At 72.6% G+C, this 21,199-nt stretch carries 22 protein-coding genes and 1 riboswitch; of the genes, 12 read left to right on the top strand and 10 right to left on the bottom strand.

The genetic code is table 11. The annotated features are described in order from the left end of the window. The first annotated feature begins 110 nt into the window (after positions 1–110). Positions 111–1,070 carry a carbohydrate-binding protein gene (locus tag ACFQ9Z_RS29095; RefSeq protein WP_383025293.1) on the top strand — a complete coding sequence of 320 codons (960 nt, stop codon included), beginning with the start codon at positions 111–113 and terminating at the stop codon, positions 1,068–1,070. A gap of 192 nt (positions 1,071–1,262) precedes the next feature. On the opposite strand, the gene ACFQ9Z_RS29090 is transcribed toward ACFQ9Z_RS29095, so the two are convergent. The 3 genes from ACFQ9Z_RS29090 to ACFQ9Z_RS29080 all read right to left on the bottom strand — a co-directional run bounded on the left by ACFQ9Z_RS29090 (position 1,263) and on the right by ACFQ9Z_RS29080 (position 4,434). Further along, on the bottom strand, positions 1,263–2,192 hold the full coding sequence (locus ACFQ9Z_RS29090) for a 1-phosphofructokinase family hexose kinase (RefSeq protein ID WP_383025289.1): 930 nt from the start codon (positions 2,190–2,192) through the stop codon (positions 1,263–1,265). Positions 2,193–2,311: 119 nt separating this feature from the next. After that, positions 2,312–3,481 (bottom strand): N-acetylglucosamine-6-phosphate deacetylase, encoded by a 1,170-nt coding sequence (gene nagA / locus ACFQ9Z_RS29085; protein WP_383025286.1) that lies wholly within the window; start codon positions 3,479–3,481, stop codon positions 2,312–2,314. Next, the gene (locus ACFQ9Z_RS29080) at positions 3,481–4,434 is read right to left on the bottom strand and encodes an ROK family protein (protein ID WP_383025283.1); all 954 of its coding nucleotides are present in this window, start codon (positions 4,432–4,434) and stop codon (positions 3,481–3,483) included. Before ACFQ9Z_RS29080 ends, nagA begins: the two co-directional genes overlap by 1 nt. 142 nt (positions 4,435–4,576) lie before the next feature. Between ACFQ9Z_RS29080 and ACFQ9Z_RS29075 the strand changes: the two genes are divergently transcribed. From ACFQ9Z_RS29075 to otsB, 3 genes are all read left to right on the top strand, one after another. Further along, positions 4,577–5,812: an extracellular solute-binding protein gene (locus ACFQ9Z_RS29075; protein ID WP_383025280.1), complete on the top strand. Its 1,236-nt coding sequence runs from the start codon at positions 4,577–4,579 to the stop codon at positions 5,810–5,812. 35 nt (positions 5,813–5,847) lie between these two features. Beyond that, complete coding sequence (locus ACFQ9Z_RS29070) at positions 5,848–6,075, top strand: DUF3263 domain-containing protein (protein ID WP_143630971.1); 228 nt, start codon at positions 5,848–5,850, stop codon at positions 6,073–6,075. Between the two features lie 67 nt (positions 6,076–6,142). Then, the gene (gene otsB, locus ACFQ9Z_RS29065) at positions 6,143–6,976 is read left to right on the top strand and encodes a trehalose-phosphatase (RefSeq protein WP_383025275.1); all 834 of its coding nucleotides are present in this window, start codon (positions 6,143–6,145) and stop codon (positions 6,974–6,976) included. Positions 6,977–6,998: 22 nt separating this feature from the next. On the opposite strand, the gene ACFQ9Z_RS29060 is transcribed toward otsB, so the two are convergent. Together ACFQ9Z_RS29060 and ACFQ9Z_RS29055 are read right to left on the bottom strand one after the other, a co-directional pair. Further along, positions 6,999–8,417 (bottom strand): trehalose-6-phosphate synthase, encoded by a 1,419-nt coding sequence (locus tag ACFQ9Z_RS29060; protein WP_383025270.1) that lies wholly within the window; start codon positions 8,415–8,417, stop codon positions 6,999–7,001. Positions 8,418–8,536: 119 nt separating this feature from the next. Next, a complete protein-coding gene (locus ACFQ9Z_RS29055; RefSeq protein WP_383025267.1) occupies positions 8,537–9,481 on the bottom strand; it encodes a glucosyl-3-phosphoglycerate synthase in 945 nt (314 codons plus the stop codon). Positions 9,482–9,638: 157 nt separating this feature from the next. Beyond that, positions 9,639–9,779, top strand: a riboswitch (SAM riboswitch). A gap of 17 nt (positions 9,780–9,796) precedes the next feature. Here ACFQ9Z_RS29055 and thrC point away from each other — a divergent pair. From thrC to ACFQ9Z_RS29030, 5 genes are all read left to right on the top strand, one after another. Beyond that, positions 9,797–11,080 carry a threonine synthase gene (gene thrC / locus ACFQ9Z_RS29050; protein WP_383025264.1) on the top strand — a complete coding sequence of 428 codons (1,284 nt, stop codon included), beginning with the start codon at positions 9,797–9,799 and terminating at the stop codon, positions 11,078–11,080. Next, a complete protein-coding gene (locus ACFQ9Z_RS29045; protein WP_383025260.1) occupies positions 11,077–11,352 on the top strand; it encodes a ubiquitin-like small modifier protein 1 in 276 nt (91 codons plus the stop codon). Before thrC ends, ACFQ9Z_RS29045 begins: the two co-directional genes overlap by 4 nt. Positions 11,353–11,795: 443 nt before the next feature. Beyond that, complete coding sequence (locus ACFQ9Z_RS29040) at positions 11,796–11,999, top strand: cold-shock protein (protein ID WP_004929928.1); 204 nt, start codon at positions 11,796–11,798, stop codon at positions 11,997–11,999. A 349-nt stretch (positions 12,000–12,348) separates the two neighbouring features. Next, the gene (gene groL / locus ACFQ9Z_RS29035) at positions 12,349–13,971 is read left to right on the top strand and encodes a chaperonin GroEL (protein ID WP_383025253.1); all 1,623 of its coding nucleotides are present in this window, start codon (positions 12,349–12,351) and stop codon (positions 13,969–13,971) included. Between the two features lie 204 nt (positions 13,972–14,175). Further along, on the top strand, positions 14,176–15,300 hold the full coding sequence (locus tag ACFQ9Z_RS29030) for an NADH:flavin oxidoreductase (protein WP_143630976.1): 1,125 nt from the start codon (positions 14,176–14,178) through the stop codon (positions 15,298–15,300). 19 nt (positions 15,301–15,319) lie between these two features. On the opposite strand, the gene ACFQ9Z_RS29025 is transcribed toward ACFQ9Z_RS29030, so the two are convergent. The 3 genes from ACFQ9Z_RS29025 to ACFQ9Z_RS29015 form a co-directional block, all read right to left on the bottom strand. Then, positions 15,320–15,895: a hypothetical protein gene (locus ACFQ9Z_RS29025; protein WP_383025248.1), complete on the bottom strand. Its 576-nt coding sequence runs from the start codon at positions 15,893–15,895 to the stop codon at positions 15,320–15,322. Between the two features lie 130 nt (positions 15,896–16,025). Then, entirely contained in the window at positions 16,026–16,949 is a 924-nt protein-coding gene (murQ, locus tag ACFQ9Z_RS29020; RefSeq protein ID WP_383025245.1) for an N-acetylmuramic acid 6-phosphate etherase, read from the bottom strand. A gap of 34 nt (positions 16,950–16,983) precedes the next feature. Beyond that, positions 16,984–17,889 (bottom strand): MurR/RpiR family transcriptional regulator, encoded by a 906-nt coding sequence (locus ACFQ9Z_RS29015; RefSeq protein WP_383025241.1) that lies wholly within the window; start codon positions 17,887–17,889, stop codon positions 16,984–16,986. Between the two features lie 55 nt (positions 17,890–17,944). On the opposite strand from ACFQ9Z_RS29015, the gene ACFQ9Z_RS29010 reads away from it, so the two are divergent. Further along, positions 17,945–18,328, top strand: coding sequence for a hypothetical protein (locus ACFQ9Z_RS29010; RefSeq protein WP_383025238.1), 384 nt, complete (start codon positions 17,945–17,947; stop codon positions 18,326–18,328). 7 nt (positions 18,329–18,335) lie between these two features. Further along, positions 18,336–18,614: a DUF4031 domain-containing protein gene (locus ACFQ9Z_RS29005; protein WP_143630981.1), complete on the top strand. Its 279-nt coding sequence runs from the start codon at positions 18,336–18,338 to the stop codon at positions 18,612–18,614. Here ACFQ9Z_RS29005 and ACFQ9Z_RS29000 read toward each other — a convergent pair. Continuing rightward, positions 18,596–19,672: a GNAT family N-acetyltransferase gene (locus ACFQ9Z_RS29000; RefSeq protein WP_383025234.1), complete on the bottom strand. Its 1,077-nt coding sequence runs from the start codon at positions 19,670–19,672 to the stop codon at positions 18,596–18,598. The genes ACFQ9Z_RS29005 and ACFQ9Z_RS29000 overlap by 19 nt on opposite strands. A 63-nt stretch (positions 19,673–19,735) precedes the next feature. Continuing rightward, positions 19,736–20,380, bottom strand: coding sequence for a hypothetical protein (locus ACFQ9Z_RS28995; protein WP_383025231.1), 645 nt, complete (start codon positions 20,378–20,380; stop codon positions 19,736–19,738). A gap of 50 nt (positions 20,381–20,430) precedes the next feature. Here ACFQ9Z_RS28995 and ACFQ9Z_RS28990 point away from each other — a divergent pair, with 50 nt between their 5' ends. Further along, positions 20,431–21,108 carry a maleylpyruvate isomerase family mycothiol-dependent enzyme gene (locus ACFQ9Z_RS28990; protein WP_383025228.1) on the top strand — a complete coding sequence of 226 codons (678 nt, stop codon included), beginning with the start codon at positions 20,431–20,433 and terminating at the stop codon, positions 21,106–21,108. Positions 21,109–21,199: the final 91 nt, after the last annotated feature.

Genomic DNA, 21,199 nt, shown 5'->3' with positions numbered 1-21,199 from the left:
TCAGTGAGCTGATGCGATGCGAGTCACCCGTTTGGCCCAGTCGGAGCGGGTAGGCTCGCCATTCCACACCCGTATCGCATCCACCCGCACCTGTTGAGGAGTACCAAGGGATGACGCCCGGCGACAACGGCGCGAGCACGCCCGAGGACGACGACCCGTTCGGCTACCTGTACGCCGACGGCCAGGCCCGAGGGGCCCAGCCGCCGACGGGTGGCTACGGCTATCCGAACTCGGTCAGCAGAGTGCGTGCGGTCGGCGAGCGCCAGTACGCCCAGCCGCAGGCCGGCTACGGCCAGCAGCAGACCGCGGTCCCGCAGCAGACCGCGGTCCCGCAGCAGCAGGGTGCCTACGGCCAGCCGAACGCCCACTACCAGGCCCCGGAGACGCTGCCCGGCGGCGCCCCGGCGGGACGGCAGTCCATGGCGCCGGCGGGCGGTGGCGGCGGGCGGCGCGGCCCGAACACCAAGGGCCTGCTGATCGGCGCGATCGCGGTGGTCGCCGCGGTCGTCATCGGCATCGGCGTGGCGATGATCAACGGCAACACCGACGACAAGTCCGGCAACCAGGCGGACGCCTCCCCGGCCCAGTCCCAGAGCAGCGAGCCCAGCCCGTCGAACAGCGCCTCCGCGCCGTCCGGCGAACTGCCGAAGGCCGACGCCGCCGACCTGCAGCTCGCCGGCAACGCCGCCAAGGCCTCGGACGTCAAGGGCGCCCAGGCCGCGGGCGGCACCTACGTGGGCGGCCTGAACAGCGTGGGGTCCTCGGTCACCTGGACGTTCGACGACGTTCCCGAGCAGGGCCCCTACACCCTCTTCGCGCACTTCAGCGTCGTCGGCGAGGACCAGGCGATGACGGTCACCGTCAACGGCAAGCCGTTCGCGACCAAGCTGCCGCTGAAGAACTACACCCACACCAACGACGGTGACTTCTCCAAGGGCTGGACCACGACGTTCGTCTGGCCCACGCTCGAGAAGGGCCACAACACGGTCTCCATCTCCTGCCAGCCCGGCGACAAGTGCGACGCCCTGCTGGACCAGCTCTGGATCAAGAAGGGCCAGGTCAAGAGCTAAGGGCTGTCCCGTAATCCCCGGTGGATCAGCGCGCGGCGTCAGATGCGGTGCATCGCAAGGCGGAGGGTCTTCCTCATACTGGGCGTATTCGGGCGATCCGACAACGCGGCGAGGCGCCGTAGCTGTCGTCGCGTGCCCGCCGGGGATTACGGGACGGCCCTTGGGGCGCCGAGGGCGAGGGCCCGCGGGCCCTCACGCCGCGCTGGCCACTCCGGTCACCGCGACCCGCCCCAGCAGTTCCGCGTAGGTCCCGGGGTCGAACTCCCCCGCCCCGGGCGCCCGTACGGTCGCCGCAGACAGGGCCGCCGCCCGGGTCAGCCGGTCCGGCCAGGGGAGTTGTTCCACGAGTCCCGACAGCAGACCCGCGACCGCGGAGTCGCCGGCGCCCGTCGGGTTGCCGTGGACGCGGGCGGGCGGGGCGGCGCGCCAGCGGCCCTCGGGGGTGGCGGCGAGCAGGCCGTCCGGGCCGAGGGAGGCGACCACCGCGCGGGCGCCGCGCCGCCGGGCGTCCTGGGTGGCGCGCAACGGCTCGTGCGAGCCGGTGAGTTCGGCCAGCTCGTCGGAGTTCGGCTTGATGATGTCGGGCCGGGCCGCGACCCCGCGGCGCAGCGGCTCCCCGCTGGTGTCCAGCAGCACCGGGACACCGCGGGCGCGGGCCGCGCGTATCAGACCCGCGTACGCGCCCACCGGCAGGCCGGGCGGGAGGCTGCCGGACAGCGCCACCGCGGAGGCGCGGCCGAGCAGTTCGGCGTACCGGTCCTGGAAGGCGGCCCACTCGGCCGGGGAGATCTGCGGGCCGGGTTCGTTGAGCTGGGTGGTGTCGCCGGTCCGCTCGTCCACCACGGCGACCGTGCGCCGGGTGGCCCCGCCGATCGGCACCAGTGCGTCCGTCACCCCGGTCGCCTCCGCGAGGAGTTCGCGCAGCACCCGGCCGGTGGCGCCGCCGGCGAAGCCGGTGGCCGTCACCTCGTGGCCGAGGGCGGCCAGCACGCGGGCCACGTTCACGCCCTTGCCGCCGGGCCGTTCGATGACCTGGGAGACCCGGTGCGAGGCGTGCGGCCGCAGCGACCCCACGCGGTAGGTGATGTCGAGAGCGGTGTTCAGCGTGACCGTGAGGAGCACCCGGTCCGACCTCCCTCGAAGTCCGTCGCGTCATCGGTCTGCGGGGACCTGATCATGCCAAAGAGACGGCGGCCGGCCCAGTGCGCGGGCCGGCCGCCGTCTCCGGACGCCTGGACGGATCAGGGCAGTCGGGGCGCGACGACCCATTCTCCCCGGCGCAGCACGCCCTTGAGGTCGAAGTCCGCGTCCAGCAGCACCAGGTCGGCGTCCTTGCCGGGCTCCAGGGAGCCGATGCGGTCGGACATCCCCAGCAGCCGGGCCGGGTTGGCGGACAGCGCGGTGACGGCGTCCCGCACCGGCAGCCCGTCGACCGTCACCGCCCGCTTGAACGCGCGGTCCAGGGTCAGCGTGGAACCGGCGATCGAGCCGCCGTGCACCAGCCGGGCCACGCCCTCGCTGACCTCGACCTCCAACGGGCCGAGCATGTAGCGGCCGTCGCCGATGCCGGCCGCGTCCATCGCGTCGGTGATGAACGCGACCCGCCCGGCGCCCGCGTGACGGAACGCCAGCTCCAGCGCGGCCGGGTGCAGATGGGTGCCGTCGTTGATCAGCTCGACGGTGACCCGTTCGTCCTCCAGCAGGGCGGCGATCGGGCCGGGGGCGCGGTGGCCCAGCGGAGGCATCGCGTTGAAGAGGTGGGTGGCGACCGTGGCGCCCGCGTCGACGGCCGCGACGGTCTGCTCGTAGGTGGCGTCCGTGTGCCCGACCGCCGCGATCACCCCGTGCTCGGCGAGCAGCCGCACGGAGTCGATGCCGCCCGGCAGCTCGGTCGCCAGTGTGACCATCCGCGCCCGGCCGCGCCCGGCGTCGATCAGCTTGCGCACCTCGGCCGGGTCCGGGTCGCGCAGCAGTTCCTCGGAGTGCGCGCCCTTGCGGCACGGCGAGATGAACGGCCCCTCGAAGTGGATGCCCGCGATGTCCCCCTGCTCGGCCAGCTCGCTCAGCAGCCCGGCCTGCCGGACCAGCAGGTCCATCTCTTCGGTGACCGTGGAGGCGACCAGTGTGGTGGTGCCGTGCCGCCGGTGGGTGCGGACGGCGGTGAGGATCTCCTCGGCCGTGCCGGAGAAGGACGCCCCGCCGCCGCCGTGGTTGTGGATGTCCACGAAACCCGGGACCAGCCAGTGACCGCTCACGTCGATCACCTCGGCGCCGGCCGGGGCCGGGGCGCTCCCGGCGTCCGCCGCGCCGGCCGCGGTGATCCTCGTGCCCTCCACGACCACGCGCCCGTCGTCCACCACTGCGGTGGGCAGTACCACCCGAGCACCTGCGAGTACCAAGCTGGGAGCCATCAGGCGGTTACCTCCGTGGGGTCGGTCGTGGGGTCGGTGGAGTCGAGGAGATCCCGGGCGAGAAGTCCCGCGCCCAGGCAGCCGGCGGTGTCGCCGAGGGCGGCGGGGACGATGGACGGCAGTTTCTGGAAGGTGACCCGGCGCCGGACGGCGTCCCGCAGCGGCTGGAACAGCACTTCCCCCGCCTCGGCCAGGCCGCCACCGATGATCAACGTGCGCGGGTCCAGCAGGGTGAGCGCGGTGACCAGCCCGTCGGCGAGCGCGTCCACCGCCTCCTGCCACACCCGGACGGCGTTCGGGTCGCCGGACGCGACGGCCTTGGCGCAGTCGGCCGCGTCCGCCTCCGGGTCCCCGCAGGCCGCCGCCCATGCCTCGCTGACGGCGGAGGCGGAGGCGTACCGCTCCAGGCAGCCGCGCTGCCCGCAGGGGCACGGGGCGCCGGCGGGCCGTACGACGATGTGCCCGATCTCGCCGGCGAAGCCGTGCGCGCCCGCCTCCACCCGGCCGTCGACGCCGATCGCGCCGGCGATCCCGGTGCCCAGCGGCACGAACAGGAACCGGTCGGCGCCCTTGCCCGCGCCGATCCGGCCCTCCGCGAGGCCGCCGGTGCGCACGTCGTGGCCGAGCGCCACCGGGACGCCGAGCCGCTCGGCGAGCAGAGCGCGCAGCGGGACGTCCCGCCAGCCGAGGTTGGCGGCGTAAACGGCGACGCCGTGCTCGTCGTCGACGATGCCGGGGACCGCGATGCCGGCCGCTGCGGCCGGCTCGCCGTAGGTCTCCAGGCCGTAAGCGCGCAGCTCGGCGGCGAAGCCGAGGATCGACCCGACCACCGCGTCCGGCCCGCGCTCGCGTCCCGTCGCCCGGCGGGCGCGGTGCAGCAGCGCACCGTCGTCACCGACGAGGGCGGCCTTCATCCCGGTACCGCCCACGTCCAGGGCGATGACATGTCTCACGGGGGACAGTGTGGCCCCCTGACCCGCAAGAGGTCTAGTCCACTCACGTGGTGTAGACCTTATGTGTCCACATGTTGAACGGTCAGACGGCAGGGTTGGGGCTTTGAGGGTGCGTCGGCGTACGGCAGGAACGATCGCGGTGATGTCCGCACTGGGCATGACGGCGGTCCTCGGCGGCTGCGGGAGCACGGGTTCCGACGTGACCCTCAGACTCGTCGCGGCCGACTACGGCGACTCGGCGGCGAACGGCTCCGAGAAGTACTGGGACGGGCTGGCCAAGGAGTACGAGGCCGCGCACGGGGTGAAGGTCGAGGTCAGCGTCTACTCCTGGAACGACGTCGACCGCAAGGTCAAGGAGATGGTCGACGCCGGGCACGCCCCCGACCTGGCCCAGATCGGCGCCTACGCCGACTACGCGGCCGCGGGCAAGCTCTACCAGGCCTCCGACCTGCTCTCCATCCGCACCCAGGCCGACTTCCCCTCCGCGCTCTCCGACGCCGGCCAGTGGAAGCACGTGCAGTACGGCATCCCGTTCGCGGCCTCCACCCGGGTGCTCTTCTACAACAAGACCCTCTTCGACGAGGCCGGCATCACCCCGCCCGCCACCTGGGACGAACTGGCCGCCGACGCCCGCGCGCTCAAGGACAAGGGCGTGAAGTACCCCTACGCGCTGCCGCTCGGCCCGGAGGAGGCGCAGGCCGAGACCATGCAGTGGCTGCTGGGCGGCGGCGACGGCTACACCGACGACGCCGGCGCCTACAGCATCGACTCCGCGAAGAACGTGGAGACCTTCACCTGGCTCCGGGACGACCTGGTCGGCAAGGGCCTGACCGGCCCCGTCGCCCCCGGCAGACTGAACCGCGCGGACGCCTTCGCCGCCTTCGCCGACGGCCAGGTGGGCATGCTCAACGGCCACCCCACGCTGATCCAGCAGGCGGCCAGGAAGGGCGTGAAGTTCGGCACCGTCCCGATGCCGGGGCGCACCGGCCGGACCAAGGCCTCCATGGGCGTCGCCGACTGGATGATGGGCTTCAGGCAGAACGGGCACGCCCGCGAGATCGGCGACTTCCTCGACTTCGTCTACGAGAAGAAGAACGTCCTCGCCTTCTCCCGCGAGTACGGGCTGCTGCCGGTCACCGACTCCGCGTCCAGCGCCATGTCCGAATCGGACGCGGCCGCCGACAAGGTGCTGCGCCCCTTCCTCGACGAACTGCCGGTCTCCCAGCTCTACCCGGTCGGCAAGACCTCGTGGGCCTCGGTCAGCGCCGCCGTGAAGAAGGACATCGGCCAGGCGGTCGCCCCCGGCGGCAGCCCCGCCGACGTCCTGGCCCGGCTGCAGTCGACGGCCTCCGCGGCGGACAGCGCCGACGTCAACTGAGCCGGCTGTCGGTGCCCGGCGCTACGGTTGCCCCCATGGAGGAACTGGGCAGCCGCGAACAGGCCATCCTCGCGCTGGAACGCCGGGGCTTTTCCGGCCCCGGCGCCAAGGAGCGCGCGATCCGCGAGGAACTGGGTCTCGCCCCGGTGCGCTACTACCAGCTCCTCAACGCCCTCCTGGACGACGCACGGGCGCTCGCCCTGGACCCGGTGACGGTCAATCGCCTGCGCCGGGTGCGCGACGCCCGCCGCGCGGAGCGCTGACACCCCGGCGCGGAGCGGGGGAGAAGCTCCAGGAGTGACCCGGGCCCCCGCCGGATAGGGTCCCTGTATGGACCTCCTGCCGACCCCGGCGACCCAGGCCGGCCGCGACGGACTGCACGCGCTGCTGGCCAAACCCCGCGCGGCGGTGATCGGCCTCGACTTCGACGGCACGCTCGCCCCGATCGTCGCCGACCCCGAACAGGCCCGCGCCCACCCCGGCACCGTCCCCGCGCTCGCCGCGCTCGCCCCCGAGGTGGCCTCCGTCGCCGTGGTCACCGGCCGGCCCGCCGAGGTCGCGGTGCGCTACGGCGGCTTCGCTGACGTGCCGGGACTGGAGCACCTCACCGTCCTCGGCCACTACGGCGCCGAGCGCTGGGACGCCGCGACCGGCGAGGTCACCGCGCCCCCGCCGCACCCCGGTGTGGCCGCGGTCCGCGCCGAGCTGCCCGGGCTGCTGGAGCGGTCCGGCGCCGGGCGCGGCACCTGGATCGAGGACAAGGGCCGGGCCGTCGCCGTGCACACCCGCCGCGCCGACGACCCTCAGGCCGCCTTCGAGGCGCTGCGCGCGCCCCTCGCCGAACTGGCCGCCCGGCACGGCCTGATCGTCGAACCCGGCCGGCTGGTCCTCGAGCTGCGCCCGCCCGGCATGGACAAGGGCGTCGCCCTCCTCGACCACGTCCGCCGCACCGCCGCCGGGTCCGTCCTCTACGCGGGCGACGACCTCGGCGACCTCCCCGCCTTCGCGGCCGTGAGCGAGCTGCGTTCCGAGGGCGTCCCCGGCCTGCTGGTCTGCAGCGGCAGCAGCGAGGTCACGGAACTGGCCGAACGGGCCGACCTGGTGGTCGACGGCCCGCAGGGCGTGGTCGCGCTCCTGGGCGCACTGGCGGCGAGGCTCGGCTGACGCGGCCGCGCCGCCGGACTCCTCAGCCGGTCAGCGCGTCGAGCTGGTCAAGGAACCAGCGCTGCGGCGGCAGCGCGGTCGCCGCGGCCGCCAGCTTCTTCGACCGCTCGGCCCGCTCGCCCGGGGACAGGCCCAGCGCGGCGTGCAGCGCCTCCGCCGTCCCCACGACGTCGTACGGGTTCACCACGATCGCGTCCTCGCCCAGCTCCTCGTACGCCCCGGCCTCCCGCGAGAGCACCAGCGCGCACCCCTCGTCGGAGACGACCGGCACCTCCTTGGCGACCAGGTTCATGCCGTCCCGGATCGGGTTGACCAGCGCCACGTCCGCGAGCCGGTACGCGGCCAGGGAACGGGCGAAGTCGTCCCTGACGTGCAGCACCACCGGCGTCCAGCCGGGCGTCCCGTAGCGGGAGTTGATCTCCTCCGCGACCCGCCGCACCTCGGCGGTGTAGTCGCGGTAGATCTCGAGGTCCTGCCGCGAGGGATAGGCGAACGCGATGTGCACCACCCGCTCGCGCCACTCGGGACGGGCCTCCAGCAGCTGCCGGTACGCCAGCAGCCCGCGCACGATGTTCTTGGACAGCTCGGTGCGGTCCACCCGGACGATGGTCCGGCGCCCCTCGCCGACCTCCGCGCGCAGGGCCGCCATCCGCTCGTCCACGTCCGGCCGGTGCGCCCGCTCGCGCAGGAAGTCGGCGTCCGCTCCGAGCCCGTGCACCCCGATCCTGGTCCCGGACGGGATGCCGGGTCCGAGCACCGCGTGGCAGCAGTCCGTGAACGCGTCCGCCCAGCGCTGCGTCAGGAACGCCGCCCGGTCCGCGCCGAGGATGCCGGTCAGCAGCTCGGCGGCGATGTCGTCGGGCAGCAGCCGGAAGTAGTCCGGCGGGGCCCAGGGGGTGTGCGAGAAGTGGCCGATGCGCAGATCGGGGCGGAGCTGGCGGAGCATGCGCGGGGCGAGGGCCAGGTGGTAGTCCTGGATGAGCACCGCGGCGCCCTCGGCCGCCTCCTGCGCCAGCGCCTCGGCGAACGCCCGGTTGTACGCCTGGTAGGAGGCCCACTGGCGGCGGAACTCCGCGTCGAGGACCGGCTCCAGCGGGGTCTGGTAGAGCATGTGGTGGACGAACCAGAGGACCGAGTTGGCGATGCCGTTGTAGGCGTCGTGGTGCACGGCCGCGTCGATGTCCAGCATCCGCACCCGCTGCCCGGCGGTGTCCTCGGCGGGCAGCAGGCCGCCGCCCGCCCGCCGTACCGCCTCCCGGTCGCCGTCGCCGAGCGCGGCGCAGACCCACACCGCGTTGGTGTCCGGCCCGATGGCCGACAGCCCCGAGACCAGCCCGCCCCCGCCCCGTCTGGCGCGCAGCGAGCCGTCCTCGAGCACCTCGTACGAAACCGGGCCGCGGTTGGACGCGACCAGCACCTCAGCAGCGTGCGTGGAAGACATGACTCTCAACCTAGCCCGGCCCGGAAACGCTCAAACGTACGCTCCGCCCGGGAAGGGGGCTGTATACAGCCGTTCTTCCGCGTCCGCCGCGCCGCCCGGCGCACCGCCCGCGCGGCCGCTCAGGCCACCCTGCGGTGCGCGTACTCCGCGATCTCCGCCATCGGCGGCCGCTCCTCGGTGTCCACCGGGTAGGTGCGCGGCTCGAACCCGTCCTCGCCCCGCTCGAACTGGGTGAGCGAGGGTCGCACCAGGTGGCCGCGGGCCAGCCGGAGCTGGGCGGTGCGGTAGATCGCCGCGGCCATCCGGCCGAGCGCCTGCCCGTCCTGGTGCCGGTGCCTGCGCACGCCCACGTCCACCTGGGCCAGCGCGTCCAGGCCCACCAGGTGCAGCGCGTCCACCAGCATGCCGAGCTCCACCCCGTAGCCCACCGGGAACGGAAGCTGCTCCAGCAGCGAGCGGCGGGCCGCGTACTCCCCGCCCAGCGGCTGCACGAAACCGGCGAGCTGCGGCCAGTGCATGTTCAGCAGCGGGCGGGCCATCAGCTCGGTGACCCGGCCGCCCTGCCCGGCGGCGCCCCCGAGCGGGCGGTCGTACATCGCCTTGACCAGGTCGACGTCCGGGTCGGTGAGCAGCGGGCCGACGATGCCGAGCACGAAGTCCGAGGAGAACTCCCGCAGGTCGGCGTCGACGAAGCAGACGATGTCCCCGCTCGTCGCCAGCAGCGAGCGCCACAGCACCTCGCCCTTGCCGGGGACGGCCGGTATGCGCGGCAGGAGGGCGTCGCGGTGCACCACCCGGGCGCCGGCCGCGGAGGCGACCTGGGCGGTGCGGTCGGTGGAGCCGGAGTCGACGACGACCAGTTCGTCGACCAGCGGGGCCCGGCGCATGAGGTCCCGGCGGACGGCGGCGACTATCTCGCCGACCGTCTCCTCCTCGTTGAGCGCGGGCAGGACGACGGAGACGGACAGTCCGGTGCGCTGCTTGGCGGCCAGGACTCCGTGCAGCGGACGGTCGGCCACGGACCAGGAGCGGGTGGCCAGCCAGCGCTCGACTTCTTCCAGCACGGTCTGCGGCTCCTCACTTTCGTGATCACACCTGACGGGAGTGATGCATCTCGCGGTTCGGACGACTATCTCAACTGTCCCGGCCGTCGGTTACAGTCTTGAACAACGCCGATGACCATCGCATGTCGGGGGTCGCCCGGCGTTCACAACCGAATACCGCTCATCCAGAGGGGCAGAGGGACACGGCCCGATGAAGCCCCGGCAACCCCCCTGAGCCGCACTCGTCATCGCGAGGCTCCCGGCCAGGGAAGGTGCCAAATCCGTCTCACGGCGAGATGCGTCGTGAGGAAGATGAGGAGAAAGGGCCTCGCCTCCATGGCTGTGCAGACAGTTGCAAGCACCAGCAATCCCGCCGTCGACCTCGGCCCCGCCGCTGCCCTGAGCTGTCGCGAGTGCGGCCACCGGGTACCCCTCGGACCTGTCTTCGCGTGCGAGGAGTGTTTCGGCCCGCTGGAGATCGCATACGACTTCTCCGGCTACGACGCCGAAGAGCTGCGCCGGCGCATCGAAGCGGGCCCCGCGAACATCTGGCGCTACGCGCCCCTGCTGCCCGTCCCCGCCGACGTGGCCGACAAGCCCAACATCAACCCGGGCTGGACCAAGCTCGTCAAGGCCGACAACCTGGCCCGCGAGCTGGGCGTCAGCGGCGGCCTGTACGTGAAGGACGACTCCGGCAACCCGACGCACTCCTTCAAGGACCGTGTCGTCGCCCAGGCCCTGGAGGCCGCGCGCGCCTTCGGCTTCACCACCCTGTCCTGCTCCTCCACCGGCAACCTGGCCGGCGCCGTCGGCGCCGCCGCCGCCCGGGCCGGCTTCCGCTCCTGCGTGTTCATCCCGCACGACCTGGAGCAGGGCAAGGTCGTCATGGCCGCGGTCTACGGCGGCGAACTCGTCGGCATCGAGGGCAACTACGACGACGTGAACCGCTTCTGCTCCGAGCTGATCGGCGACCCGGCCGGCGAGGGCTGGGGCTTCGTCAACGTCAACCTGCGGCCGTACTACGCCGAGGGCTCCAAGACGCTGGCGTACGAGATCTGCGAGCAGCTCGGCTGGCGGCTGCCGGACCAGATCGTGGTCCCGATCGCCTCCGGCTCCCAGCTCACCAAGATCGACAAGGGTCTGCGGGAGCTGATCGAGCTGGGCCTGGTCGAGGACCGTCCGTACAAGATCTTCGGCGCCCAGGCCGAGGGCTGCTCGCCGGTGTCGACCGCGTACAAGGCGGGCCACGACGTCGTGCGGCCGCAGAAGCCGAACACCATCGCCAAGTCCCTGGCCATCGGCAACCCGGCCGACGGGCCGTACGTCCTGGACATCGCGCGCCGCACCGGCGGAGCGGTGGAGGACGTGACGGACGAGGAGGTCGTGGACGCCATCAAGCTGCTGGCCCGCACCGAGGGCATCTTCGCGGAGACGGCGGGCGGCGTGACCGTCGGCGTCACCCGCAAGCTGCTCAAGGACGGGCTCCTGGACCCGGCGAAGACCACCGTCGTCCTCAACACCGGCGACGGCCTCAAGACCCTGGACGCGGTGGCCGGCACCGGCCTCACCGCCACCATCCGCCCGAACCTGGACTCCTTCCGAGAGGCTGGCCTCGCATGAGCGTGACCGTTCGCATCCCCACCATCCTGCGCACCTACACCGGCGGGCAGGCCGAGGTCGCGGCCGAGGGCGCGACCCTCGCCGAGGTCATCGAGAGCCTGGAGGAGAACCACACCGGGATCGCCGCCCGGGTGCTGGACGACCAGGGCAAGCTGCGCCGCTTCGTCAACGTGTACGTCAACGACGACGATGTCCGTTTCGAGCAGGGCCTGCAGACCGCCACGCCGGACGGCGCCGGCGTCTCGATCATTCCGGCCGTCGCCGGCGGCTGACCGAATGCCCGATCATTACCTTCGGTAACCCCAGTTGCCGATCGTTCATTGAATGGCCTCCACCGTGAGAGAAACGGAGGGGGCCATTCAGTGTGATTGAGCACGGTAGAGTTGGGGAACCTGCCCCCGGATCGTGGGCCGGGAACCTTGGATTCGCCGCGGTGCACCCGACAAGAAGCAGCCAAAGTGCGGGCTCTCTCTGCGGCTTTTGCGTATTTTATGGGGCCCGACTTGCCCTGAATTCGGGCGAATTCACGCTACATTCCGGACCGTTCGCGTCCATATTTCTCGTCCGATTGACCTGTTGCAGACGGCAGTTGGGCAGATACATTCAGCGGCGGTCGACGCGTTCCGGCGCACGCCCCCGGCCAATGGGGGGTGAGGTCTGACCCGGGTCCGCGAAGTGCGGATCTGTGCAAGGGCCAGTAATAGGGGAGTTAGGCATGGCTCAGGGCACCGTCAAGTGGTTCAACGCGGAGAAGGGGTACGGCTTCATCGCGGTCGACGGTGGTGCGGACGTATTCGTCCACTACAGCGCCATTCAGATGGACGGCTACCGCACCCTGGAAGAGGGCCAGCGGGTGGAGTTCGAGATCTCGCAGGGCCAGAAGGGCCCGCAGGCCGACATGGTTCGCCTCAGCGCCTGAACGTTTCTTGCACGAAGGGCCCGCACCTCGCACAGGGTGCGGGCCCTTCGCCGTGCCCGGCGCGCCCTCGCGCGCGCCGGGGCGGGGGGCGCCCGCGCGTCCGGGCCGCGCGCGCCCCCTTGTTCGCGGGGGCCGACAGTGCCCCGCAACCCCGAAGGCGCTTGCACTCGACCATGCCGAGTGCTAATCATTGGCGTTAGCACTCTGAAGGTGAGAGTGACAGTGAGGACCGGGTCGGTGAGGCCCGCAGGCCAAGTGGGGCAAGGAACCACGCGGCCGGCGAGCCGTCCGTCGCGGGCGCGGGCGCGGTCCGAAGGAATCACCCCCAGTCCTGGAGGGACCACTTCACATGGCCAAGATCATCGCGTTCGACGAGGAGGCGCGGCGCGGCCTCGAGCGCGGCATGAACCAGCTCGCGGACGCCGTCAAGGTGACGCTCGGCCCCAAGGGCCGCAACGTCGTCCTCGAGAAGAAGTGGGGCGCCCCCACGATCACCAACGATGGTGTCTCCATCGCCAAGGAGATCGAGCTCGAGGACCCGTACGAGAAGATCGGCGCCGAGCTGGTCAAGGAAGTCGCCAAGAAGACGGACGACGTCGCCGGCGACGGTACGACCACCGCGACCGTGCTCGCCCAGGCGCTGGTCCGCGAGGGCCTGCGCAACGTGGCCGCCGGCGCCAACCCGATGGCTCTGAAGCGCGGTATCGAGAAGGCCGTCGAGGCCGTCTCCGCCGCCCTGCTGGAGCAGGCGAAGGACGTCGAGACCAAGGAGCAGATCGCCTCCACCGCGTCCATCTCCGCCGCCGACACCCAGATCGGCGAGCTCATCGCCGAGGCCATGGACAAGGTCGGCAAGGAAGGCGTCATCACCGTCGAGGAGAGCAACACCTTCGGCCTGGAGCTCGAGCTCACCGAGGGCATGCGCTTCGACAAGGGCTACATCTCCGCCTACTTCGCGACCGACATGGAGCGCATGGAGGCGGTGCTCGAGGACCCGTACATCCTCATCGCCAACTCCAAGATCTCCTCGGTCAAGGACCTGCTCCCGCTCCTGGAGAAGGTCATGCAGTCGGGCAAGCCGCTGCTGATCATCGCCGAGGACGTCGAGGGCGAGGCCCTGTCGACCCTGGTGGTCAACAAGATCCGCGGCACCTTCAAGTCCGTCGCCGTCAAGGCCCCGGGCTTCGGCGACCGCCGCAAGGCCATGCTCGGCGACATCGCCATCCTCACGGGCGGCGAGGTCATCTCCGAGGAGGTCGGCCTCAAGCTGGAGAACGCGACCCTGGACCTCCTGGGCCGCGCCCGCAAGGTCGTCGTCACCAAGGACGAGACCACCATCGTGGACGGTGCCGGCTCCTCGGAGCAGGTGCAGGGCCGCGTGAACCAGATCCGCGCCGAGATCGAGAACAGCGACTCGGACTACGACCGCGAGAAGCTGCAGGAGCGCCTGGCGAAGCTCGCCGGCGGTGTCGCGGTCATCAAGGCCGGCGCCGCCACCGAGGTGGAGCTCAAGGAGCGCAAGCACCGCATCGAGGACGCCGTGCGCAACGCCAAGGCGGCCGTCGAGGAGGGCATCGTCGCCGGTGGTGGCGTGGCCCTGCTGCAGGCCTCCCAGGTCTTCGAGAAGCTGGAGCTCGAGGGTGACGAGGCGACCGGCGCCAACGCCGTGAAGCTCGCCCTGGAGGCCCCGCTCAAGCAGATCGCCGTCAACGGTGGTCTCGAGGGCGGCGTCGTCGTGGAGAAGGTCCGCAACCTGACCGTCGGCCACGGCCTGAACGCCGCGACCGGTGAGTACGTCGACATGATCGCCGAGGGCATCATCGACCCGGCGAAGGTGACGCGTTCCGCGCTGCAGAACGCCGCCTCCATCGCCGCGCTGTTCCTCACCACCGAGGCCGTCATCGCCGACAAGCCGGAGAAGGCCGCCGCGGCCGCTCCGGGCGGCATGCCGGGCGGTGACATGGACTTCTGATCCCGCGCGGATCGGCCTGTCCTTTCCGAGGGCGGCATCCCCTGCCACAGGCAGGGGATGCCGCCCTCGGGCGTGTCCTGGATCACAGCTCCGCTCGGCCGCCGGCGGAATGCGCCACCGCCTCTGGGAGGTTCCTTAAGGAGCTGCAACAATGCGTGCGCACATACCAATCGGTCAACCGAGTCGTCACCGAGGAGTCCCCACGTGACCGTCACGCCGCCCCCCGCCTCCCGCGCGGCCCAGATCCTCTCCCGCCCCATCACCCTGGGCGGTCTGACCGTCCCCAACCGCATCGTGATGGCGCCGATGACCCGGATGTTCTCCCCCGGCGGCGTCCCCGGCGAGGACGTGGTCTCCTACTACGCCCGGCGCGCCGCCGCCGGCGTCGGCCTGATCGTCACCGAGGGCACCTACGTCGGCCACGAGTCCGCAGGCGGCAGCAGCCGGGTGCCCCGGTTCCACGGCGAGGAGCAGCTCGCCGGCTGGGCGAAGGTCGCCGAGGCCGTGCACCAGGCGGGCGGCACCATCGTGCCGCAGCTCTGGCACATCGGCACCGTCCGCAAGCAGGGCCAGAACCCCCACCCGGACGCCCCTTCCCACGGCCCCTCCGGGCTGCGCGTGGACGGCACCGAGGACGCCACGCCCATGACCCAGGACGACATCGACGCCGTCATCGGCGCCTTCGCCCAGGCGGCGGCCGACGCCGAGCGCATCGGCTTCGACGGCGTGGAGATCCACGGCGCCCACGGCTACCTGCTCGACCAGTTCCTGTGGGAGGGCACCAACCGCCGCACCGACGCCTACGGCGGCGACCCGGTCGCCCGCACCACCTTCGCCGCGCAGATCGTGGCGGCCGTCCGCGCAGCGGTCTCCCCGGACTTCCCGGTCATCTTCCGCTTCTCCCAGTGGAAGCAGGAGGCCTACGACGCCCGCCTCGCCGAGACCCCCGAGGAGCTGGAGGCGATCCTCGCCCCGCTGGCCGCCGCGGGCGTCGACGTCTTCCACGCCTCCACCCGCCGCTACTGGCTCCCCGAGTTCGAGGGCTCCGACCTGAACCTCGCGGGCTGGACGAAGAAGCTCACCGGCAAGCCGGTCATCACCGTCGGCTCGGTCGGCCTCGACGGCGACTTCATCAACGCCTTCCAGGGCGAGGGCTCCCCGGTCAAGGGCATCGACAACCTCCTCGACCGCCTGGAGGCCGAGGAGTTCGACATGGTGGCCGTCGGCCGCGCCCTGCTGCAGGACCCCGAGTGGGCGGCCAAGGTGCTCGGCGACCGCTTCGACGAGCTGAAGCCGTACGACGCGGCCGCGCTGCAGTCCCTGAGCTGAGGCGTGGTCCCGGGGACGCCTACAGGTTGCCCATCGGCTCGATGTCGACCTGGACGGGCGTCCCCCACACCCGCAGCACCTCGTAGTCGGTGAACTCGTGCACCAGCCGGTAGGCCATCGCCGGCCGGGAGCCGCGCCGCTGGGCGGCGAGGTACGCCTCGGCCTCCCGCCGGTCCCGCCGGGGCGTCCCGCACAGCTGCCACTCCCGCCCGTTCCACGCCTCCGGCAGCCACCGCTGCTGGGGCTGGGGGCGGTCGGCGCGCACGCCGTACCGGGAGGACCCGGCGGCGGGCGCCGCATCCGCCTGCGCCCGGCCGCCGCTCTGGTACTCCGAGCGCCGGGCGGCCCGGCGCCGGGTCTCGCACAGCAGGCACAGGTCGGGCGCGCTCTTGTCGACGGGCCCGTGCGGGTGCTCGGGGCACCGGGTGGTGGGCGCCCCCGCCCCCACGGTCTCGTCCAGCAGGTCGAGGGCCCGCCGCAGATCGGCCTTGACCTCGTGCAGCCGGGCGTCCGGGGTGTCGGCGGACAGGGCATCCCCGTGCTCCCCGAGCAGCCTGAGGGCACGTCCGAGGGCGGTGAGCTGGGCGTGGTTCATGTCGGTCCGCGCAGTCCTTCGGCTTCTCCGGGTGCAGGATGGCGCCGGCCGGAGCCGGCAGTTCGACGGTAACGCGCCCGCGGCCGGTGGTACGCCCCGGCGGCAGCCGTACGCCCCGGCCGGCGCCCGGTCAGGTGGCCGTCGGGCCCAGCGCGGCGCGCAGATGGCCGGCGGAGTCCGCCAGGCGGCGGGCGGCCGTGGGGCCGTCGACACCCGCGAGGACGATCAGGATCGCGTTCTTCACCTCGCCGCCCGCCTCGGTGAGCGCCTTCTCGACCTCCTCGTCGGGGGCCCCGGTGGCCAGTGAGACGATGCGGCGGGAACGGGCCCGCAGCTTGGCGTTGGAGGCGCGGACGTCGACCATCAGGTTCCCGTACGTCTTCCCCAGCCGGATCATGGTGATCGTCGACAGCATGTTGAGCACCAGCTTCTGTGCCGTGCCGGCCTTCAGCCGGGTCGAACCGGTGAGCAGTTCGGGCCCGACGACGACCTCGATGCCGTGCTCGGCGGCGGCCGCGAGCGCGCTGTGCTCGTTGCAGGACAGGCCGATGGTCAGGGCGCCCAGCGCGCGGGCGTGTTCGACGGCGCCTACGGCGTACGGGGTGCGGCCTGAGGCGGAGACGCCGACCACCGTGTCCTCGGGCCCGATCTTCAGCGCGTCGAGGTCCTCGCGGGCCAGTTCCGCGGAGTCCTCGGCGCCCTCCACCGAGGTGACCATCGCTTCGGGGCCGCCCGCGATCAGGCCGGCCACCTGGCCGGGCTCGGTGTTGAAGGTCGGCGGGCACTCGGAGGCGTCGAGGACGCCGAGCCGCCCGGCGGTGCCCGCGCCGGCGTAGACCAGGCGCCCGCCGCGGGCCATGCGCTCGGCCACGGCGTCGATGGCCGCCGCGATCTGCGGCAGGCGCGCGGCGACGGCGGCGGGCACGCCCGCGTCCTCGCCGTTCATGAGGCGTGCGATGTCGAGGGTGGGCAGCCGGTCGATCTCGGCGAGTTCCGGCCGGAACGCTTCCGTGGTGAGGGACTCCAGCTCATTGCGCAGGTCTTGGGAGGTCATGGGGGGTGGCTCTCTCCGATTCGCGTGCTAGCACTCACCTGGGGGTGGAGCGGTGCCGGTGTGCCAGCGCCTCGTAGGACGCGGCCAGAGCGGGCGCCGCACTCTCGTACGTCCGCTGTGCCACCCCGACGAACAGGCAGTCCACCACCAGGAGCTGACTGGTCCGGGAGGACATCGCGGCGGGCCGCAGCTCCGTCTCCCGTGACGTGGACGTCGTCAGCACGTGGTCGGCGTACTGCGTCACCGGCGAGTCGGGCCTGCCGGTGATGGCGACGGTGGTCGCCCCGCGGTCGAACGCGACCCGGAGCGGCTCGATGACGTCGCCGGTGGAACCCGAGTGGGTGATGGCGATCGCCACGTCACCCGAGCGGAGCTGCACCGCGTTGGTCACGGCGAGATGCGGATCGCTGTGCGCGTGGGCTATGAGCCCTATCCGCAGCAGTTTCTGGGTCAGGTCCTGGGCGACGAGACCGGACGCGCCGATCCCGTACACATCGGTGCGGCGGGCGCCCGCGAGCGCGGTGACGGCCGCGCCGAGCTGTGCGGTGTCGAGCCCGGCGGCGGTGTCGGCCAGGGTCTGCTGCTCCTCGTAGGCGAGCTTGGTCACGACGTCGGCGATGGGGTCGTCCACCGCGATGTCCGTCGTGATCGCGGGCGCCCGGCCCGACTGCTGCTGGGCGGCCAGGCCGGCGAGCGCGAGGCGCAGATCGCGGTAACCGGGATAGCCGAGCAGGCGGGCGGTGCGGACGACCGTCGCCTCGCTGGTGCCGGTCAGTTCGGCGAGGCCGGTGACCGTGAGGGCGGCGCAGCCGGCCGGATCGCCCGCGACGGCCTCGGCGACGCGCTGCATGGAGCGGGTCATGGACGGCGCGAGGGTACGCACCTTCGCGGCGAGGGAGCCGAGCGGACTGCCGAAAATTTCCTTCACGTCCTGGGTCACCGATGAAAGATATTTTCGGTTCGGTCCCGCGGTCAAGAGTGCGCACAATGGGACCATGGAGTCATTCACCCCGCTCGAGCAGGCGCTGCACACGGCCCGCGCCCTGGTGCTCGCCGACCTGGTCGCGGGCCAGGTCGCCGAGGCAGACGTGGTCTCACTGGTGGAGGACTCCGTCGCCGAACGGCGCTGGTGGGTCGAGCAGTGGCCGGACGGCCTGCCCTTCCTGCCCGGGCTGGTCGCCCAGGACGTCCAGGACGCGCTGCTGGAGCGCTACGGCCGCTGGCCGCTGTGCCCGGTGTGCGGCGCGGGCGACCCGCACGCCCTGGACGTGGAGCCGGATCTGGGCCCCGATCCGCACTGGGTGTGCCACAAGGCCGGCGTCAAGGTCGCCTCGGTGGGGTCGCTCGGCCGGGCCACGGGCGGGACGCGCACCTCATGAGGCGCCCGTGACCGTCTACATCGACCCGCCGGCCTGGCCCGGCCACGGCCGCATGTGGTCGCACCTGGTGAGCGACGCCTCCTACGACGAACTGCACGTGTTCGCGGCCGGGCTCGGCGTGCCCCGGCGGGCCTTCGAACGCGACCACTACGACCTTCCGTCGCACCGGTACGCGGACGCGGTGGCCGCCGGGGCCGTGCAGATCAGCAGCCGCGAGGTGGTGCGGCTGCTGCGCGCGGCGGGGCTGCGCCGGCCCAAGGGGCTCGCTCAGCGCCGCAGTTCGTAGGCGAACTCGGCGCCGCTGCCGTCGTCCTCGCTCACCCGTGCGAAGCCGGCCCGGCCCAGCACGGCCTGCGAGGCGGTGTTCTCCCGCTCCACGGTCGCGAACAGCGAGGCGACGTCGTCCCGGGCCAGCGCCCAGTCCGCCAGCGCGCGCACGGCCTCGGTGGCGTAGCCCTGGCCGCGGGCGCCCTCCACCAGGTCGTAGCCGATCTCCACCCGGCCGTCCTCGTCCGGCACGCCGTGGAAGCCGATGCCGCCGACCGCGCGGCCGTCCTCCTTCCGCACCAGTGCGAAGACCCCGAACTCCGGCCGGTGCACGCCCCCTTCGTACGCCTTCACCATGAAGCCGGCGGCCTCCCGCGTGCCCTCGTACGGCCCGCCCTCGAGCCAGTCCAGCCCCCCGTCGCCGCCGAGCCGGAGATCGCGGGCGACGGCCGGCCGCAGTCCTACCAGATCGAGCCGCTCGGCGGGGAGGACGAGGTTGTTGCGCCAGCGCCACTCGGTGACCGGCGCCCGCCCCGGCAGTTCGCCCCGGCCGGTCGCCCACAGCAGGGTCGGCCAGGCCGCGGGCCCGGGCTGCACGTGCGGGAACAGCCAGCCGAGCACGGCCTCGGCGAGACCGTCCGCCGGCTCGTAGGCGACGCCGAGCGCCTGGGCCACGTCACGCGTGTGCAGGACCACCTCGGCGACACCCATCGCGGCGAAGCCCTCGCGGTCGGCGGCGCGGAAGGGGTAGGGGTGGAACGCGCGCACGTGCGGCGGGGTGGTGCGCACGGCGGCGGCGAGCAGCGCACCCGTCGTCCGCACGACCTCCAGCAGGCCGGCGTTGTCGGCGCCCTCGTCGATCTCGATGCCGAAGGGCGTGTAGGCGTCCTGCGGCCGTCCGGCCAACTGGCCCGCGTAGGAGATCAGAGCACCCGCGACGTGCTCCACGGTCTTCCGGCAGCTCCACTCCAGACCGCTGCCCCGCACCCCCTCCCAGTCCCGCCCCGCCACCGGCCCGAGCACCGCGAGGCACCCGTCGACGGCCTTGGTCACGTCTTCCCCGTTCATAGGTCGCATGGGCGAACCCTAGGGGGGCGGTCCGCGGGGGGCGACAGATTTCCGGTTGTCCGGCTGGACTCCTCAGCCCGACAGCAGTTCCAGCTCGCCCGTGAGGTTGTAGCGAGCCGTGCGTTCCCAGTGCTCCCGGCCGTGCGGGGTGTGGAACAGGCGCGGCAGGCCGAGGAGTTGGCGCAGGATGGCGGCCCGGCCCTCGCGGAAGGCGTCGCTGGGGATGAAGTGGTACTCCTCGCGGACCTCGGCCGTGTAGTGGGCGTACGCCGACGGGGGTGCGGCCAGGATGGCCAGGTCGGCGTCGCACAGGACCTGCCCGTCGGGGTCGTCGGCGGCCGGGGCGTGGGTGACGGTGAGGCGGACCAGACGGGCGGCCTCGGCCGTCTTCGGCGCCGGTACGCCCGCCTCGGGCAGCGCGCGCTCGGCCAGCGCCGCGGAGCGCTCCTCGTTCTCGGAGCGGTCGGGCAGGTACACCGCGTCGTGGAACCAGGCGGCCAGCCGGACCACGTCCGGGTCGGCGGCGTACTTCTCCAGCGTGTCGACGTGGTCGAGGACCGCGGTGAGGTGGGTCAGCGTGTGGTAGTGCCGCTGCGGCTCCTGCCAGCGGGCCAGGAGGTTGTCGGCGTACAGGGCGGGATCGGGGCCGCCGCCGGGGCCGCGGGCTCCTTCCAGGGCGCGGGCGAAGCGGGCACGCAGGGCGTCGAGGTCGGCCATACCCCCATTGTTCCGTGACGTGTGCCTGTCGGCCCCCTAGCGTGACATCCATGACGACTCCTGCGGATGTGCACGACGTACGAGACCCCGAGCTGCCCGGCCGGCTGCTGGCCGCCGAGCGGGACGTGTTGATACCGCTGCTGCGGGCGCGAGCGGACGCGGACTTCGCGCTGCCCACCCTCGCGTGTCCGGGATGGACCGTGCGGGACGTGCTGGCGCACTGCTCCGCCGCGCTGAGCCGGGTGGTGGAGAGCCGGTTCGAGAAGGGCGTGTTCTCGCCCGAGTCCAACGACCGGGACATCGCCGAACGCGCCCGGTGGACGAACGCCCGGGTCCTGGACGAGCTGGAGCGCGGGATGACCGAGGCGGGGCCGTTGATCGCCAAGGCCGGCGGCGTGCTGGACATGGTCGCGCTGGGCGAGTGGGTGCACGCCGGTGACGTGCGGGAGGTCCTGGGCGAGCCCGGGGCCTACGCCGGCGCCGCGCTGCCTGACGCGCTGGCGCTGCTGGCCCAGGTCACGCGTGCGAAGGAGCACCTGTCGCTGCACGCCGACCTCGACGACCTGGACGAGCCGTTGCGGCTGGGCGCCGTGGCCGGGGACGCCCCGCCCGCCCGCTACATCGGCGACGCGCCCACCCTCGTACGGCTGTACTCCGGGCGGCCGCTGCCCGGAACGGGGTACGAGCTGGCGGGGGCGCGGGAGGGGGAGCTGAACATCTTCGGATGAAGGGCGTCCCCGTATCGGCGTAGTCTTGGATTGGACTAGACCTGTAGCCGTCGATGAACCGCCGACGAATACCGCCGATGAATGGGGTGCC

This window comes from Streptomyces sp. NPDC056580, assembly GCF_042793175.1.
In the GTDB taxonomy this organism is placed as follows: domain Bacteria; phylum Actinomycetota; class Actinomycetes; order Streptomycetales; family Streptomycetaceae; genus Streptomyces.
Note: the sequence above shows the minus strand (reverse complement) of the source record. Positions and strands in the feature narration are given on the sequence as shown.